19 protein-coding genes are annotated in these 17344 nt (G+C 68.4%); 14 read left to right on the plus strand and 5 right to left on the minus strand.

Features of this window, described 5'->3' with window-relative positions; all coding sequences use genetic code 11:
- Nucleotides 1-9 precede the first annotated feature (9 nt).
- Nucleotides 10-306 carry a hypothetical protein gene (locus R2707_01510; GenBank protein MEZ5243745.1) on the plus strand — a complete coding sequence of 99 codons (297 nt, stop codon included), beginning with the start codon at nt 10-12 and terminating at the stop codon, nt 304-306.
- Here the strand turns inward: R2707_01510 and R2707_01515 are convergent.
- Nucleotides 282-833 (minus strand): hypothetical protein, encoded by a 552-nt coding sequence (locus tag R2707_01515; protein ID MEZ5243746.1) that lies wholly within the window; start codon nt 831-833, stop codon nt 282-284. The two genes, R2707_01510 and R2707_01515, sit on opposite strands and share 25 nt — an antisense overlap.
- On the opposite strand from R2707_01515, the gene R2707_01520 reads away from it, so the two are divergent.
- From R2707_01520 to R2707_01535, 4 genes are all read left to right on the plus strand, one after another.
- On the plus strand, nt 828-1616 hold the full coding sequence (locus R2707_01520; GenBank protein MEZ5243747.1) for a hypothetical protein: 789 nt from the start codon (nt 828-830) through the stop codon (nt 1614-1616). The two genes, R2707_01515 and R2707_01520, sit on opposite strands and share 6 nt — an antisense overlap.
- Nucleotides 1613-2854 carry a CapA family protein gene (locus R2707_01525; protein MEZ5243748.1) on the plus strand — a complete coding sequence of 414 codons (1242 nt, stop codon included), beginning with the start codon at nt 1613-1615 and terminating at the stop codon, nt 2852-2854. Before R2707_01520 ends, R2707_01525 begins: the two co-directional genes overlap by 4 nt.
- Nucleotides 2855-2923: 69 nt before the next feature.
- Nucleotides 2924-4336 carry an MBOAT family O-acyltransferase gene (locus R2707_01530; protein ID MEZ5243749.1) on the plus strand — a complete coding sequence of 471 codons (1413 nt, stop codon included), beginning with the start codon at nt 2924-2926 and terminating at the stop codon, nt 4334-4336.
- A complete protein-coding gene (locus R2707_01535) occupies nt 4336-5400 on the plus strand; it encodes a hypothetical protein (protein ID MEZ5243750.1) in 1065 nt (354 codons plus the stop codon). Before R2707_01530 ends, R2707_01535 begins: the two co-directional genes overlap by 1 nt.
- Nucleotides 5401-5405: 5 nt before the next feature.
- On the opposite strand, the gene R2707_01540 is transcribed toward R2707_01535, so the two are convergent.
- Nucleotides 5406-7943 carry an EAL domain-containing protein gene (locus R2707_01540; protein ID MEZ5243751.1) on the minus strand — a complete coding sequence of 846 codons (2538 nt, stop codon included), beginning with the start codon at nt 7941-7943 and terminating at the stop codon, nt 5406-5408.
- 129 nt (nt 7944-8072) lie between these two features.
- Between R2707_01540 and R2707_01545 the strand changes: the two genes are divergently transcribed.
- Nucleotides 8073-8984: an A/G-specific adenine glycosylase gene (locus R2707_01545; GenBank protein MEZ5243752.1), complete on the plus strand. Its 912-nt coding sequence runs from the start codon at nt 8073-8075 to the stop codon at nt 8982-8984.
- Here the strand turns inward: R2707_01545 and R2707_01550 are convergent.
- The gene (locus R2707_01550) at nt 8939-9457 is read right to left on the minus strand and encodes a UGSC family (seleno)protein (GenBank protein MEZ5243753.1); all 519 of its coding nucleotides are present in this window, start codon (nt 9455-9457) and stop codon (nt 8939-8941) included. The two genes, R2707_01545 and R2707_01550, sit on opposite strands and share 46 nt — an antisense overlap.
- 26 nt (nt 9458-9483) lie before the next feature.
- The gene (locus tag R2707_01555; protein MEZ5243754.1) at nt 9484-10929 is read right to left on the minus strand and encodes a thioredoxin family protein; all 1446 of its coding nucleotides are present in this window, start codon (nt 10927-10929) and stop codon (nt 9484-9486) included.
- A gap of 119 nt (nt 10930-11048) precedes the next feature.
- Here R2707_01555 and R2707_01560 point away from each other — a divergent pair, with 119 nt between their 5' ends.
- From R2707_01560 to R2707_01590, 7 genes are all read left to right on the plus strand, one after another.
- The gene (locus R2707_01560) at nt 11049-11912 is read left to right on the plus strand and encodes an MBL fold metallo-hydrolase (GenBank protein MEZ5243755.1); all 864 of its coding nucleotides are present in this window, start codon (nt 11049-11051) and stop codon (nt 11910-11912) included.
- A gap of 63 nt (nt 11913-11975) precedes the next feature.
- Nucleotides 11976-12464 carry a flavin reductase family protein gene (locus R2707_01565; GenBank protein MEZ5243756.1) on the plus strand — a complete coding sequence of 163 codons (489 nt, stop codon included), beginning with the start codon at nt 11976-11978 and terminating at the stop codon, nt 12462-12464.
- Nucleotide 12465: 1 nt separating this feature from the next.
- The gene (locus R2707_01570; protein MEZ5243757.1) at nt 12466-12984 is read left to right on the plus strand and encodes a gamma carbonic anhydrase family protein; all 519 of its coding nucleotides are present in this window, start codon (nt 12466-12468) and stop codon (nt 12982-12984) included.
- Between the two features lie 9 nt (nt 12985-12993).
- The gene (locus tag R2707_01575; protein MEZ5243758.1) at nt 12994-13572 is read left to right on the plus strand and encodes a hypothetical protein; all 579 of its coding nucleotides are present in this window, start codon (nt 12994-12996) and stop codon (nt 13570-13572) included.
- 65 nt (nt 13573-13637) lie between these two features.
- Nucleotides 13638-14819 carry a DUF1501 domain-containing protein gene (locus tag R2707_01580; protein ID MEZ5243759.1) on the plus strand — a complete coding sequence of 394 codons (1182 nt, stop codon included), beginning with the start codon at nt 13638-13640 and terminating at the stop codon, nt 14817-14819.
- Nucleotides 14820-14888: 69 nt separating this feature from the next.
- Nucleotides 14889-15359, plus strand: coding sequence for a hypothetical protein (locus tag R2707_01585; protein ID MEZ5243760.1), 471 nt, complete (start codon nt 14889-14891; stop codon nt 15357-15359).
- 3 nt (nt 15360-15362) lie between these two features.
- Entirely contained in the window at nt 15363-15647 is a 285-nt protein-coding gene (locus R2707_01590; protein MEZ5243761.1) for a 4a-hydroxytetrahydrobiopterin dehydratase, read from the plus strand.
- Between the two features lie 13 nt (nt 15648-15660).
- Here R2707_01590 and R2707_01595 read toward each other — a convergent pair whose 3' ends face one another.
- On the minus strand, nt 15661-16644 hold the full coding sequence (locus R2707_01595) for a DUF2510 domain-containing protein (protein MEZ5243762.1): 984 nt from the start codon (nt 16642-16644) through the stop codon (nt 15661-15663).
- A gap of 33 nt (nt 16645-16677) precedes the next feature.
- On the opposite strand from R2707_01595, the gene R2707_01600 reads away from it, so the two are divergent.
- Nucleotides 16678-17337, plus strand: coding sequence for a hypothetical protein (locus R2707_01600; protein MEZ5243763.1), 660 nt, complete (start codon nt 16678-16680; stop codon nt 17335-17337).
- Nucleotides 17338-17344: the final 7 nt, after the last annotated feature.

A 17344-nucleotide genomic window follows, 5' to 3' on the forward strand; every position in this document is an offset into this window, starting at 1 on the left:
GCTCCAGCCGTGAGCCGGGACGGGGATCCTCAGCAGCGGGCCGAGCAGACCATCGATCGGATCGCGCACGCCTTCTCGCCAGCCGAGTGGAAGGGGCGCTCGCTCGTGATCGCGATCGCGGTGTTCGCGACGGTCGCAGCCGTCACCGTCGTCCAGCGGGCGCTGTTCGCCGACAGCACGATGGGTTGGATTTTCACCGCCGTGCACGGCGCGATCGTTGTCGTCGGGGTGCCGGTGCTCTCGGTGCGTGCGGTTCGCGACTGGCGCGCCGCACAGGCGGATCAGCCGAGCGGGGTCCCCGAATAGGCGACGGGGTCGCCCGCGGCCGGAACGGCGGGGCGGCTCCAGCTCGTGAGCGCAGCCACGGCCTCGGCGACCTGGCGCCAGGCATCGGGGTCCCATCCCTCGGCCATCGCGGTGACCTGGCCGTCCTGGCGCAGCAGTGCGATTGCCGGAGCCTGTTCGATCCCGAGGCTGCGCACGACCGCACCGGTCGGGTCGACGAAGGTAAGGATCTCGTCGGCGTAGGGGCCGAGGAAGCGGCGGGCGTCGTCGATCGAGCAGGTCAGGATCCAGCAGATACGGCAGTCGGCGCCGCTGAAGTGCTGGAGGATCCGCTTCGAGGTGTCGAGCAGCCAGGCGCTCTCGTGGGTGAAGGGGTCGAGCACCACCGGAACCAGCGGAAACGTCGTCAGCCAGTCGCCCAAGGGACGAGCGTCGCCGTCGAGCGGCTGAAGATCGAGGTCGAGAGCAGCGGTCACCACGGACGTGAAAGCTAGCGCAGCCGACGCGTAACGGGTCGCATCGGGGGCGATACGATCGCTGTCGTGCACCCGATCGAGCGTCTCCGGTATGTGGCCCGAGCCGGTGATGCGCCGACGGCACCACTCGTGCGGGAAGCTGCGATCGCCCTCGCATCGTTCGCGCACGACCCGGTGGAGCTCCTCACGGCCTGCCGCCAGCTGATCGAGCGTCGGCCCACCTCGGGGCCGCTCCTGTGGGTCGCGGCACGAATGGTCACCGGCACCGACCCGGGCACCGAGGCATGGGAGGCCGTCGAGGCGCTGGAACGCGACACCACCGCGCGAGAGTTGACTCATGCCCTCCCCGCTGACTCGAGCGTGCTGGTGATCGGTGCGTCGGAAATCTGTGGAGAAGCGGTGCTCCAGCGGCCCGATGTCGAGGTGCTCGTGGCCGACACGGTCGGCGAAGGCTATGGGTTGGTTCGTCAGCTCGAGGCGCGCGACCACCTCGTCGTCGACGTGCCCTCCGCCGGTGTCGGCGCGGCAGCCGCCGAGGTCGACCTCGTCCTCCTGGAAGCCGAGGTGCTGCACGAGGAAGCCGCGCTGGCCCGGTCGGGTTCGCTCGCGGCCGCCGCCGTCGCCCACCACGCCCACACGCCGGTGTGGCTGGTCGCCGGAGTCGGCCGTGTGGTCCCGAGCCGGATGTTCGGCTGGGTCACCGATCGCGGCACCGATGTCGATCCGTGGGATGCCGATGTCGAATCCGTGCCCGTCGCCCTCGTCGACGAGATCGTCGGTCCGTCCGGTCTCCAGCCGGTGGGCGAGCTGCGCTATCGCATCGACTGCCCGATCGCGCCGGAGCTGTTCCGGTGAGTACCGGGCGTCGGGCGTTGGTCGGTGCCGCCTTCCTGGCGCTGTTCGTCGCCGGCGCCGCAGTCGCGGCCAACACGGTCGGCAACGACGACGAGCCCGATGCGGGGGCGGTCGAGGTGCTCTCCGGCCAGTCGACCTCGTCGCCGTCGACGAGCTCCTCCACGTCGTCGACGACCACCACAACCACCACCACGGTCGCGCCGCCGCGCACGGCGACGCTCGCGTTCACCGGCGACCTTCTCCCGCACGGCCCGGTGGTGCGGACCGGCGCGACCAACCAATGGGAGGCCACGGGATCCGACGGCTGGGACTTCCGTCCGATGTTCGACGAGGTGCGCCCCATCCTGTCGGCCGCGGATCTGGCCATCTGTCATCTCGAATCGCCGGTGTCGAGCACCGACACCAACCTGAGCGGCTATCCGGTCTTCAACGCACCCAGGGCGTTCGTCGAAGCCGCCGTCGACGCCGGCTACGACGGGTGCAGCACAGCCTCGAACCACGCGTTCGACCGTGGGGCCGACGGTGTGCGTTCCACTGTCGAGGTGTTCGAGCAATTGGGCATCGCCCAGGCCGGCATGGCCAAGGATGCGGCGCAGGATCTCGAGCCTGTGCTCTACGAGGTCAACGGGATGGTCCTCGCCCACATCTCGGCGACGTACTCGCTCAACGGTTTCGTGATGCCCGACGACGAACCGTTCCTCGTCGACCTGATCGAACCGGACGACATCATCGCCGAGGCGGCGCTGGCGAAGGAGGCGGGCGCGGAGTTCGTGATCGTGAGCCTGCACTGGGGCAACGAGTACCAGCAGACCCCGTCCGCCGCGCAGGACCAGTGGCTGGCCGAGATCCTTCCGAGCGACGAAGTCGACCTCGTCATCGGCCACCACGCGCACGTCGTGCAGCCGATCGACAAGGTCGGCGACGAGTGGGTGGTTTTCGGGTTGGGGAATTTCCTGTCGAACCAATCGGCCAACTGCTGTGTGGCCGCGTCGCAGGACGGGATGATCGCCCACGTCACTCTGCTCGAGAACGAGCTCGGCGAGATCGAGGTCGACAGCGTCTCCTACACCCCGACCTGGGTCGACCGTTCCGACGGCTACGTCATCCGTGTGGCCAACGGTGAACCCGGGCGTGAGGGCATCGCCGACGCGTTGGCGACATCGGCCGCCCGCACCGCCGATGTGGTGATGAGCCGCCTCGGTCCGGCGGATGGCCTCACCGAGCGCCTTCCGGGCTGAGCCGATTTCGTCTTGCCGTCGCGGCGAGTGGTACGTTTCGGGGTCGACCGGCGTGCGGAAGAGGTGGGATTGGTATTCAGCAGCGTCAGCTTCCTGTTCTACTTCCTTCCCGCCGTCGCCCTGCTGTATGCCATCGCCCCGCCGAAGGCCCGCAACGGGGTCCTCCTGGTGGCGAGTCTCCTCTTCTACACATGGGGATCGGGAGCCCTTGTGGGCGTTCTCCTCGTTTCCGTGCTGGTCGACTACGTCCTCGGGTTCGTGGCGGCACGAGGCCACGACCTCGACTCGGTGCGGCTGCGACGCCTTGCGATCACCGGTTCCGTCGTCGCCAATGTCGGAATTCTCGTCTGGTTCAAGTACGCCGGATGGCTGCTGACTGAAGCCGCCGACGCAGGCGTCTGGACCGGCACCGTGCCCGAGATCGTCCTGCCGATCGGGGTTTCGTTCTTCACGTTCCAGTCGATGAGCTACACCATCGACGTTGCGAGGGGCCGCTGCGAACACCTCGTCAATCCGTTGGACTTCGCGCTGTACGTCACCCTCTTCCCTCAGTTGATCGCCGGCCCGATCGTTCGCTACCACGAGATACACGAGCAGATCCACCGGCGCGAACACAATCTCGCAAATGTCGGAGAGGGTGCGATCCGCTTCGCACACGGGCTCGCCAAGAAGGTCTTGGTCGCCGACACCGTGGCCGTGGTCGCCGACGTCGCCTTTGCCGACGCCAGCCCCTCGGCGGGGGTCGCGTGGGTGGGCATCTTCGCCTACACGGTGCAGATCTACTTCGACTTCAGCGGCTACTCCGACATGGCCATCGGGTTGGGAAAGATGTTCGGGTTCACCTTCCCTGAGAATTTCGAACGTCCGTACTCCGCTGTGTCGGTGACCGACTTCTGGCGTCGATGGCACATCACACTCTCGAATTGGTTCCGTGACTACGTCTACATCCCCCTCGGTGGGGGGAGGGGGGCCCCCGTCGCCGTGTATCGCAACCTGCTCGCGGTCTTCCTGCTCACCGGCGTGTGGCACGGAGCGAACTGGACCTTCGTCGTCTGGGGTGCCTACCACGGCAGCTGGTTGCTCCTCGAGCGACGACTCCGACTCCGCAACACGGAGTCCGTGCGATCACCTGCGTTCCGGCGAGCAACCACGTTGTTCATCGTGATGATGGGGTGGGTGTTGTTCCGGGCCCCCGACCTCGGCGCAGCGATCGACTACTACGGTGCGCTGTTCTCCTTTGGGGGGTTCGAACTCGGTCCGGTGGAGCCCTTCATGACGACCCGCGTTGCCCTGACCCTTGCCGCGGCCACGATCGGGGTCGTCCTGCTGCCCCGCCATTTCGTCGCCGGCCCGGCGCTCGTCGATCCCCGCAGCCGCGGTGCACTCGTCGGCCGCGCCCTTGTCATGTTGGTCGCACTCCCGTCTGCGCTGTTGCTGGTGGCTTCCGGCAGCTTCAGTCCGTTCCTGTACTTCCAGTTCTGATGCGTACGGACGACCGACCGCTCTGGGCCCTGTGGCTGTTCGGACTCCTCGTCGCCGCGCTTGTTGCGCAGGCGACGGCCTTCCGGCCCAACGACGTGGATACGGGGCTCGTCGTTGAATCTCCCGGGTTCGAGCCGGCTCGGCTGCTGGACGCAGAGTACTACCACGAGGTCGATGGATGGATCGAGTCGAGTTTCGCCCTCCGCGGGGTCGGACTCAGGGCGCGGGCAGCGGTGGACTACGAGTTGCTCGGCGACAGCACCGATCCCGAGCACGTGGTGGTGGGAAACGACGGTTGGTTATTCTACGCCGAGTACCTCAATCCCGACTGCGACGAACTGCGGGCGACGACGCCGCCGAACCTCGACACGGGGGGGGAGAATGCCTTCTTCGTTGTCACACCGCCGAAGGCGGCCTATCACGCCGACCAGCTGCCCGAGCCGGAGGAATCATGCGTCGCCGAGGCCCGGACGGTCCAGCGGGCGAGTTTCGCACCGCAGACCATCGATCTGGATACCGGGTTGCGGACATTGGCCGATGCGGGGACCGACGTATTCCTGCGAGACGACACGCATTGGTCGATGGAGGCACGCGTGTCGGTGGCACGGACCATCGTCGAGTCGCTCTCCGAAGGACTCTGGCGTGACGACCTCGCCGTCGGCCCGGTCCAACGACCCTCCGCCTTGTTGCGTCTCCTCGGCATTCGTCGAACGGAATCGTTCGAGGGCCCGGTGAGTGTCTCGACCGCAACCGTGACGGAGGATCGCATCTTCTCGGCCGGGGATCTGCTTGTGCTCCAGGCCTCGGAGGCTGATGAGGATGACGTGGTCCCCGGCGTCACCTACCTGGTGGGTGACTCCCAGATGTCCTACGTCATTCCCTTGCTCGCGCCATACTTCGAGGATCTCCGATTCGTGAACTGGCTGATGATCGAGGGGTTCGGATACCTCGCCCGGGACTGGCCGGATCCCGACCGGATCATCGTGCAGACCATCGAGCACGAGGCCGCGAGCAGGATGGCGAATACCGATCTCGCCTCGTACCTCGAGCGCCTTCCGGGCTGAGTCGCCTAGAACGAGACGCCGTTGCGCGAGATGTCGAGATAGTCGGCGAGCTCGTCGTAGGGCATCGGGTGCGCGAAGAGATAGCCCTGCGCGTAGTCACAGCCGAGCATGGAGAGCCGCGTCATCGCCGACGGTGTCTCGACGCCCTCGGCGACGACGTCGAGACCGAGGTTCTGCCCGAGCGAGATGATCGACTTCACGATCGTCGCGGCGGCCTCGTCGCCGTCGCCCATCGCGAGCACGAACGACTTGTCGACCTTGATCTCGGACACGGGGAGGCTCTGGAGGTTGGAGAGGCTGGAGTGCCCAGTCCCGAAATCGTCGACCGAACCCCGGACGCCGAGGCCGCGTAGACGGTCGAGTACGCCGTGGGCCAGGAGTGGGTCGTCCATCACCTGGGTCTCGGTGAGTTCGAGCACCACCCGTTCACCGCTCAGCTCGGTGCGTTCGAGTGCGCCGCGGATGCCGTCGACGAAGGTCGGCTCGTAGAGGTTGCGCACCGAGACATTGACCGCGAGGTCGACCGGAAAGCCGGCTCGTTCGAGTCGGCGCACGTCGCCGGCGGCAGTCTCGAACACCCAACGCGTCAGGGGTCGGATCACGCCGGACACCTCGGCGACATCGATGAACTCGCCCGGGCCGATCACGCCGCGCTCGGGGTGCGCCCAGCGGACGAGGGCCTCGACTCGCACGACGCGGGCCGAGGACAACTCCACCACGGGCTGATAGTGGACCTCGAGCTCGTTGTTGTCGACGGCGTGTCGTAGCTGACCCACGAGGGTGAGGCGGTCGAGATTCGGGCGGTCGCGTTCGGGGTCGTAGACGGCGACGCCTCCGCCGCGACGTTTCGCCGCATACATCGCGATGTCGGCGTGCTTGCGAAGCGATTCCGCGTCGTCGCCGTGGTCGGGGTAGATCGCGACGCCGAGGCTGGCGCCGCATTGCAGCGACATGCCGTCGATCTCGTGGGGTTCGTCGAAGCACGCGAGGACTCGTTCCGCGGCGCGCAGCGTGCGGCGGGGCGACACGTCGTCGGTCAGCAGAACGGCGAACTCGTCGCCGCCGAGCCGCGCCACGGTGTCGACGGCGCGGAGCGCACCGCGCAGACGCGCCGCGACCATCACGAGCAGACGATCGCCCTGATCGTGGCCGAGCGTGTCGTTGACCTCCTTGAACTGGTTGAGATCGAGCAGCAGGAGTGCGACGGGCTTGTCGTCGCGGCGAGCGGAATCGATGCCGTGGCGCAGACGATCCTCGAGCAGGGCGCGGTTGGGGAGTCCGGTGAGATCGTCGTGCAACGCCTGATGGCGCAGCGTGCGGGACGTGATGACCCGGTCGGTGACGTCGACGATGTTGAGTCCGAACAGGTCCTCGGAGATCGGGAACGCCTCGAGGCTGATGATCCGTTCACCATCGGCCCGGAGATCTCCCGCCTCGGCACGACGGACGCTCCGTCCGGTTCGGCGGGCGTCGCCGAGCAGTTCCAACACGTCGCTGCTCCCGGGACCGGTGAGGGCCCCGGTGATCGAGGTGTGGACCAGATCGGTGGCCGCCCGGCCGGTCAGCTGTTCGAACGCCGGGTTGACGGTGATGGTGGTGAACTGGCCGCTCGTCTCCGCCCGCACCACGACCAAGCCCACGGGAACCCGTTCGACGAGCTCGGCGAGATTGCGGTTCGATTCGCGCACCCGCACCTCGTCGGTGATGTCGACCACCACGCCGCGGGCGGTGGTGCGGCCCTGAGCGTCGACCTCGACCCGCACCCGATCGCGGACGTGGCGCAGATTGCCGTCGGCATCGGTGATCCGGTACGTCAGTTCGTGGTCCCGTCCGTCGTCGATCGCGGCGTGGGACTGTTGCGCCACCGACGCTCGATCGAACGCGGGAACGTGGGAGAGCCAGGCGCCAGGGCCGGTCAGCCGAGCGGGATCGATGCCGAGGACGCTCATGGTGTCGCCGGTGACGACGGCATCGACGAACGGATACGGGTGGGCTTCCCAGACGACTGCGTCGATGCCGGCCAGAAGCTCCTCGTTGCTCTCACGCCCCTGCCGCTCGGCGTTGGCGATCACCGCGATGAAGACGGTCACGCCGATCGACACCGCGACATACGTGGCGGTCTGGGTGAGGCCGTCGGGGACGTCGTATCGGACCATCGCGCCGACGAGGAACGGTGCCCCGATCAGTGTGGCGATCGCGGTGGGCCGCCAGCCCGCCGTGGCCGCCTGGCTCGTCGAGCCGAGCATGACGATGAGCGCGATCGGTCCGAGTTCGGGCTGGATCGAGATGGCGACCGCGCCCAAGGCGGAGTCGACGATGGGGATCCACCAGGGGGCGGTGCGCAGCCGACTGGTCATCTCGCGCATCGCCACGTTGCCCGGGACCATCAGCCCGATCACGAACACGCTGATGATGGGCTCCACACGGACCGAGGGCAGCAGGGAGATCACGCCGAGCACGCCGAGGGCGACGATGCGGATCTCGAAGAAGAGACGCCACAGCTTTCGTTCGAAGTCGGTCAGGTCGCGTCGCGAGATACCCATGTGTCGGATACCCAGGTGCTGGATAGCCAGTGGCCGAATAGCCATGTGGACGCGTGCCTTTCCGCCGGACTCCCTTCGTCTCCTTCGGCGTGCCGGGGAGCCGACCTGAGTGTCGCGTAGATTCCGGGCATGGCCGCCCCGACTCCGTCGCTGCACTCGACCATACTGCCGTGGGCCGACCAGCACCTTCGCGACCTCCCATGGCGCCGGACCCGCGATCCGTGGGCGGTCCTCGTGGCGGAGACCATGCTGCAGCAGACGCAGGTGGCGCGGGTGGTGGATCGGTGGGAGCGATTCCTCCAACGGTTCCCCGACCCCCGGTCCTGTGCCGATGCGCCGCCGGCGGACCTGCTGCGGGAGTGGGCCGGACTCGGCTACAACCGCCGGGCCCTGATGCTGCATCGCACCGCGACGACGATACGCGACGACCACGACGGGGCCGTGCCGTCGGAGTTGGCCGCCTTGACGGCCCTTCCCGGTATCGGCCCCTACACCGCGCGGGCGGTGCGGGCATTCGCGTTCGAGCTCGGGGCGGCGCCGGTCGACACCAACATCGGCCGGGTGCTGGCCCGGGTCGGCGGGCAGCGTCTGGGTGCCGCCGCCGCGCAGCGCCTCGCCGACTCGCTCGTCCCGGACGATGCCGTGTGGCGGTGGAACCAGGGCATCATGGAACTCGGTGCCCGGATCTGCACGAAGCGGGCACCGTCGTGCCGCGAGTGTCCCGTCGTCGAGCACTGTCGCTGGCGGGGAATGGGCCCCGATCCGGCCGACGGTTCGGCCGCGGTGGGCCGACCTCAGGCTGCATTCGCGGGGTCGGACCGGCAGCTCCGCGGCCGGGTGATCAACGCGCTACGGGCGGGTCGCTGCTCGGTCAGGGAGATCGACGAGGTGCTGTCGATCGACGACGAGGCTCGTCGTGGGCGAATACTCGACGGCCTCGTGGGCGAGGGGCTCGTCGAACGCGAGGGTGACCGACTGTGCCTCCCCGGCGATCGTCAGGATGGGCCGGTCAGCGCGGAGAGGAGCGCGTCGATCGCCTGATCGGCGATCGCCACCATCTCCTCGTCGGTCCGATCCTGGATCGGATGCTCGGTGAGGACGTGGGCGACGTCGAGGCCGAGCGACTTCGACTGGCCGACGGCGGCATCGGCGAACTCCACGGTGGCCACGAAGACCCCCGGGATGCCACGGCGTTCGAGATCGTTGATGTCGTGCACACTGCACGTCGTGCAGCTACCTCAATCGGCGAGCGCTTCGATCACCGCGTCGCAGCTGGTGGCGATCTCGTGGCGGAGGTCGACGGGGGCCGGCTTGGTGAAGGTGGGCTTCGCGTAGCGCTTCACCGAGGCGCCGAGGGCGGTCAGCTTCTCCTCGACCCGGTCGAGGAAGATGTTGCCGCGGGGCTTGGAGATGTCGAGAAGTCCGACGGTCAATCCGTTGAGCGACTCGGGCCGGGCGACCCGCTCGCGCGTTTGGGGTCGCAGCTCGCCAGTGGGGTCGAGAACGATGGTCATCGAGGGTCTCCTACTCGGCTGTCTCGCTACGTGGCGATCTCGCGGGTCACTGTGACACTACCGATCTCTCCGGTCACCCACCCGCCGATGGCGGCGGAGAAGAGGCCGGCATGGCTGCCACCGTGGACCACATGGATACCACCCGGCGGGTACTTCGGGAGTTGCATGTCCTTCACGAACTCGGGCATGCCCTCCTCGATGCCGTCGGCGCCGGCGATGATGTCGGCCCCGTCGATCATCAGATGCCCGTTCAGTTCCTCGAGGAAGCGGGCGCGGTCCCAACCGGCATCGCGGTAGCGGTTCATGTGTTCGGGCGACATGACGACGACGGTTTCGAACTGCATCACCATCCGCGGGCTCGCGTAGGTGCGCAGCATCTCGGCGAAGTGCTTCGTGAGCGACTCGGCCGATCTGGACTTCTGGTCGAAGAGGAGTCGCGGGCCCTCGCCGGGGAAGAGGGTGACGGTCGATGCTCCCTTGGCGAAGCCTCGCGACTCGGCGAAGGAGTCCCATGGCGATCCGGCCTCGTCCTCCGCGAAGCAGAGACCGATCTTTCCCGGATTTCCTTGCGTCGCCCGGTCGACGCCGCCCGGCTTGCCGCCACCGACATTACGGATGACGAGCTGGAGCGCACGGCCGATGGTGCTGTTGGCGCGATTGCCCTGTCCGAGGAGATTGAGCCCGCTGTTCATGCCGATCTCTTCGCAGATCGGGCCGTTGACGATCAGCACCGGTCCGACCGGCATCGTGGTCGCCAGGAGGCCGTGCATGTTGAATTCGTCGGTGCACGCGGCCTCGACGGCGGTCAGCACCACCGGAAGGTATTCGGGCCTGCACCCTGCCATGACGGCGTTGACCGCGACCTTCTCGACCGTGCACGCGACCAGGTCGGGAGGGACGATCGCGACGATCTCGTCGGGGGCACGCGTCGTGCCGTCGAGCATGCGCAGCACCCGGGCCTCGGTGGGCGGAACGACCGGGAGACCGTCGCTCCAACCCCGGTCCCACATGGCTTCCCACTCGTCCTCGAGTGCGGCGATCTCGATCCGGCGACTCGTGAGCGTCGATCCCGAGAAGCGGACGGCCAGTTCGTCGGTGCGGGTCGGGTCGACACTCAGCGAGCCACATCCCGGTCGCCAATCGGGCAGGCCGATGCCGAGATCCGACACGCCGGTGAACGACTCCCACTGCTCGCGCGACCATCCCTCGATCCGCTCGCCGGTGTCGTCGCCCACAACCCGCACGAGGGTCGGCACCGTCTCGATCTCGTGGTGCCACGACAGCGCGAGATCGTCGTCGTGGACCACCCAGTCGGCCGCCGTCGGGAACTCCGGATCGTCCTGCGAGATCACCGTCAGCCCGGCACGTGCGGCGAGGTCCTCGAGGACCGGGGCGACGAGCACACACGTCGGGCAGTCCTTCTTCACCACGGCGACGAGACCGTCGGGCAGAGGCGGCGGGGTGGTGGTCATCGCACCACACTACTCACGGCCGGTGATGACACTTCAACTGCCAGAATCGCGGTGATCGAGAGAAATCCGTCACACACCCCTCGACGCGGTGACCGGCTGTTGGCTACCGTCCGGGTCACATGGGGGAAGCAACGACGATCGATCTGTCGTTCCACGGTGTCCGTGGGTCGACGCCGTGCAGCTGCCCGTCCGTGCAGCGCTACGGCGGCAACACGAGCTGTGTCTCGATCGAGGCCGTCGGTCACGATCCGGTCGTGTTCGACCTGGGCACGGGATTGCGCCCGTGGGGTTGCTCGCTGTCCCATGGCGACCCGATGACGGTGCACGCCCTCGTCACCCACCTGCACTGGGATCACGTGCAGGGTCTTCCGTTCTTCACCCCGCTGCAGTCGCCCCAGACGGCGCTGCACGTCTACGGGCCCGGCGATGGCGGCAAGACGATGGCCGAGACGTTCGCCGAGTTCATGAGCCCGCCGTTCTTCCCGATCGAGGTGACCGACCTGCCGGCGACGGTGGAATTCAGAGACGCCCATCACGACGACTTCGAGATCGACGGCACCCAGGTGATGGTCCGGCCGGTCCCGCACTGTGGGAAGACCAACGGGTACCGCGTGACCCGCAACGGCGTGGCCGTCGCCTACATCCCGGATCACCAGCAGCCGGTGGGGCGTCCCGATCATGTCGATCCGGGTGTCCTCGAGCTGTGTCGCGACGCCGACGTCCTGATCCACGACGCCCAGTTCTGGGCCGACGAGTTCGAGGCGAAGTCGACCTGGGGGCACTGCACGCCCGAGTACGCCGTCGAGGTCGCGGCCCAGGCGGGGGTGCGGACACTGGTGCTGTTCCACCACGACCCCAGCCACACCGACGAGGACCTCGACGAGATGACAGAGCGGATCGCGTCGATCGCGGCATGCCGCGGGGTGCGTTCGGTCCTGTGCGCGACCGAGGGGTTGAAGCTCTCCGTCACCGCCGACGACTGAGCGGGGCGCTACCGTGCGCTCCGAATGCGAGCGCCTCCGGAGCGCTGCGGTGAGGAGCAAGACATGTCGATCGATTCCAGCGAGTACCGACGCGTACTGGGCCATTTCCCCACGGGTGTGACGGTGGTGACGGGTGCCGACGAGGACGGACCGGCCGGGATGGCGATCGGCTCCTTCGCCAGCGTCTCGTTGGACCCGCCCCTCGTGATGTTCTGCCCGGCCAAGTCGTCGTCCACGTGGCAGCGGATCCAGACGACCGGCGCGTTCTGCGTGAACGTGCTCGGCCACGACCAGCAGGACATCTGCGGTGTCTTCGCCAGCAAGGCGGAGAACAAGTTCGAGGGGATCGACTGGACCACCGAGAGCACGGGTGCGCCGCTGCTACCGGGGGCGATCGCGACGATCGACTGTTCGATCCACGCCGTCTACGACGGCGGGGACCACGACATCGTCGTCGGCCTCGTGCAGTCGATGACCACGGCCGAGGACGCGCCGGCGCGAGGACCGCTGCTCTTCTTCCAGGGCGGCTACGGCCGATACCAGGGACTCTGACGTGCCGGTCTACGCCATCGGCGACCGCGTTCCCGAGATCCACCCGTCGGCCTACATCCATCCCGAGGCGACGATCATCGGGAGCGCCGTCATCGGTCCCGATGCATCGGTCTGGCCGCAGGCGGTGATCCGGGCCGACGACAACATCATCTCGATCGGGGAGGGTTCGTCCATCCAGGACGGCGCGGTGATCCATTGCACACCGGTGCACCCGACCACGGTCGGCGACTTCGTGACGGTGGGTCACCTCGCACATCTCGAGGGCTGCACGGTGCTCGACCACGCGCTGGTCGGGACGGGCAGCATCGTCCTGCACGAGGCGGTCATCGGCGAGCATGCGCTCGTCGGTGCCGCGGCGATGGTGCCGGGGAAGGTCATCGTGCCGCGCCGCGCGATGGCGTTGGGGGTGCCGGCCAAGATCCGCGAGGACGCCGTTCCCGAGGGTCACTCGCAGCTCAACGTCGACACCTACATCGCGCGGGGCCGGCAGTTCGCGGCCGGCCTCCGTCGCATCGACTGAGCCGGCCCCATGGCCGCGACGAGCCACGGACCCGGACCGTTCCGGATCCTGACGGTGTGCACCGCCAACATCTGCCGGTCGGTGCTGGCCGAGCGTTTCCTGCGTCGCGAGATCGATCGGCGGGGACTCGACGTCGCCGTCGAGTCGTGCGGTCTGCTCTTCGACGACGAGCCGGCGTCCGACATCGTGCTCGAGGTCCTGGCCGAACGCGGGATCGATGCGTCGGATCATCGGTCTCGTCGCTTCGACGCGGAGATGCTCTCGGGGGTCGACCTCGTGGTGACCATGGAGCGCGCCCATGCCCGCGAGCTCACCGTCTCGATCCAGGGCGCATCGCCACGAATCCACACCCTCGGCGGCCTCGTCGCGTGGCTCGGCGAGGCCGACGACCTCGCCGGTTCGCCGGCCGAGCGGGTGGCTCGCTGCGCCGCCGTCCGCGAAGCCGCCGACCTGCTCGGGTCGGGCCCCGACGAGATCGAGGATCCCCACGGCCGATCGAGGCGGGTCCATCGCAAGGCCGCCGATCGGATCGAGACGCTGTCGATCGGCCTGCTCGACGGCGTGTTCGGGCCGATCGACGGCGGCTGACCGCGCCGGAGACTCTGGGCCGAAATACCTACAGGCGGGCCGGTCGCGGGTCGAAAACGAGGATCGTGGAGTCACGAGTTCTCCCCGGCCCGAGCGCGACCGCTCAGGGACGTGGCATCGCCGGGCCGAAGGGCACCCTGGTGGTCGTCAACCTCGTGGGCGGCCTCGACGGGCTGAGCCTTCTGGTGCCGTTCGCCGATCGGACCTACGCCGCACGCCGCCCCGGTCTGGCGGTGGCGTCGCCCGGCGATCGCTACGGCGCCATCGACCTCGGTCGGGGGCTGGGCCTCCATCCGGCGCTGCAACCGTTGTACGAGCTGGCCGGACGCTCGGACCGGCTCGCGGTCATCGGCGGCGTCGGTGTTCCCGACGACCAGGGCGGCAATCGGAACCACCTTCCGTCCCGCGAGTTCGTCCACCGCGGTGGACGGCAGCAGTCGGAGGGCTGGGCGACGAGGCTCCTTCGCTTCGAGGGAATGGGCCCGGAGGCGGTGTGGTCGTTCGGCGACGGGCCGCATCCGATGTTCGACGGTCTCTCCAGTGGCCATGTCGGCGGTGGGGTGGGGCCGATCCGGCCGGTGACCGTCGGTGCTCAGGCGGCGTGTGCGGGGGTTCCTCTCGGTGCGCCCACTGCGGCGGCCGCTGCGCCGGACGCCGCGCTCGACGACATCCGATGGTCGGACGCCCGTTGGAGTTCGCCGGCCGATCGCCTCGCTCGCGGCTATCCCGAGGGACACCTCGGCCGCTGCCTCGCGACGATCGTCGACATGCGCCGCAGCGATGCCGGGCTGCGACTCGTGGGCATCGACCACGCGGGCTACGACACCCATGTGGACCAGGGGGACGGCCGGTCGGGGGTGCTTGCCCACAAGCTGGATCGGCTCGCTCGCGCGTTGGCCGCGTTCTGGTCCGAGGTGAGCCGAGGGCGCGACGTCGAGGCACGGCGCGACGACCCCGTGACCGTGGTCGTCGTGAGCGAGTTCGGCCGCGCCATCGACGAGAACGGCAGCGGTGGCACCGAGCACGGCCGGGGCGGCGTCGCGCTCGCGATCGGCGACCAGGTGGTCGGGGGAGTCCACGGCGACCTCCCGTCGATGGCCGACGACGAGGTCTGGCCGGTCGGGGTCGACGTTCGCCGTGTGCTCGCCGACGCGGCGGCCAGCCACGGCTTCCGGCCATGGCGGGGCGCCGTCTTCCCCGGGTTGTCCCTGCCGAATCGGTCGCTCGGGCTGTTGTTGTCGCCATGAGGCGTCGCAGTCCGGGGGGCCCGGCCGCCCTGTGCCAAAAGCGCCGTCGGCCGCGCCACAATGGTCCCCATGCCGATGCGTCAGGACTGCAAGTACTTCGAGTCCCGGAGTTACCCCAACGGTGACACCGTTCGGAAGTGCGACCTCGACCTCGCCCCCGAGGCGCCGTGGCGCTGCCCGGCGAACTGCGGGAAATACACCAGGCGTCTGGCCGACGTGAACTGGGCCCACGGTTCGCTCGTCACGCCGGAGACTCCCCCCGAGCCCGAGAGTCTGGGCGACGACGACAGCATCGCGGCCCTGCTCGACGCCGCCGAGGACATCATCAACGGTGCCGTTCCGTCGGCGTTGGCAGATCTCGCGGAGGAACGCCGCAAGCGCGAAGGGGGCCGCCTGCGACGAGCGCTGGGCAAGGGTGGGTCGCCCAAGTCGCCCAAGTCGCCGAAGTCGCAGAAGCGCGCCCCCAAACCCAAGCCGACGCGGGGTTCCGGTGAGAGCCTGGGCGAGCGGTTCCGCCGTCGCTATCGCGACGGTCGCTGAACGATGCCCGGCACGCTGCTCAGCGAGAATGAGATCGCGTCGCTGCTGCGCGAGCACGACGATTGGGCTCGCGACGGCGCGGGGCTGACCCGCGAATACGTCTTCCGGGATTTCTCCGAAGCGTTCGGCTTCATGGCACAGGTTGCGTTGATCGCCGAGCGACTGTGTCATCACCCCGAGTGGTCCAATGTCTACAACCGGGTCCGGATTCGCATCACCGATCACGATGCCGGAGGGATCTCGTCCACCGACCGCGACTGGATCCAGCAGGTCGATCGTCTGACGTGACCCGATCCGTTGCTCAGGCCGCGACCGCGTCGGGGATCGTGGCGTCGACGGACCCGCCGGCGTACTCGTAGATCAGCAGGTTGGCGCCGATGCTGTAGGAGTACAGGGCGAACGTGGCCGGGATCGAGATGAGCAGTCCGACCAGGGGAATGAGGCCGACGACGTTCATCGCGATGTTGAACGCGAAGGCGATGAGGTTGACCACGAGGCAGCGCAGCGCGATGCCGCCCCAGTTCGCCCGCACCAGCGACACGACGTGTCGGAACGGTGGCGTGCCGCGGGGCGCGAGGAGGAGCCCCGTGCCGCTCAACTGCATGAACGGCCAGCCGTAGATCACGCCGGCGAGTGCTGCCGGGACGAGGATCACGAGGATCACCGGCGAGATCATCACGCCGACCACGAACACCGCCACGACGGCGGCGACGGCAAGCGACGAGACGAGCGACCACAGCAGGCCGATGCCCACCCATCGTGGTGCTCGGCGCAGCATCATCGCCACACAGGCGGTTGCGTTGCGGGGGCGTCCGGCCCGGGCCGATGCCAGGTGGAGCGTCCCCGCAGCCATGCCGCCGTACATGCCGATGAGGAACAGGAGCCAGCCGGCGACGACGAGGACGATGCCTGCGTTCCACTCCCACGTGATCGAGTCGACGAACGCCTCGTCGACCGGGTCGATGTCGGGATTGAAGTTCGCGTCGGTCGTGGTCTCGATGATGTCGAACAGGCCGGGCTCGAGCGACAGCGACAGGCCGAGCACGCCGATCACGACACCAGCGATGGCAATGGCCACTCCGAGTCCGGCGATGGCGAGGAGGGAGACCCAGCGGTCGCGAAGGAGCGCGAACGCGCCGTTGACGACGGCCATCGATTCGCCGCTCGCCACGTTCTGGTGCGTCGGCACGGGCGAACGGTGGTCGGTCCACTGCAGCCCGTCCCAGTAGCGGAGCTGGGCGGCGTCCTCGGGGTCGTTGTACCAGCCGGCCGGGATGTCCGTCATGGCGACGACCGTAGTGCCGCCTAGCCTCCCGGCATGGTGATCCAACGATTCGAGGAGTTCGTCGACCCGGTCGACGGCACGAGATGGACGGTCGATGTCGGCTTCCTCGGCTCGCGGTGGACGTGCATCTGGGGAGCCGGTTGCCAGGGCATCCTCGACGAGCCGGCGGAGGAGCTCGGGCACGGCTGCTGCTCGGTCGGTACCGAGCTCCTCGACGAGGAGGAGGCAATGGCGGTGTCGGCCTTCGCCGCCCTGCTCGACCCCGATCTCTTCCAGTACGCCGAATGGGCTGCGATCCACGGTGTGTTCGAGGACGAACGTCGGGCCCGCACCGTCACCGTCGACGGCGCCTGTGTGTTTCTCAACCGACCCGGGTTCGCAGGTGGAGGTGGCTGTGCGCTGCATCTCCAGGCGCTGCGAGACGGTGAACGGCCGATCGACGTGAAGCCGAGTGTGTGCTGGCAGCTTCCGCTCGTGGCCGAGCACGGTGGCGATGGCACGGCTCGGCTCCGTCGCTGGGGGCGCGACGACCGGGGCCCGGACGGGGCGACGATGGCGTGGTGTTGCACGGAGGGCGACAACGCGCAGGTCGGCGACCGCACGACGGCCGACGACCTCGCCGAGGAGCTGCAGGCGCTCGTCGGACCGGAGGTCGCGGTGGCGATTCGTCGCCATGTCGCCGAGCGAGCCTGACGATTCT

This window comes from Acidimicrobiales bacterium, assembly GCA_041394245.1.
Lineage (GTDB): Bacteria > Actinomycetota > Acidimicrobiia > Acidimicrobiales > Aldehydirespiratoraceae > JAJRXC01.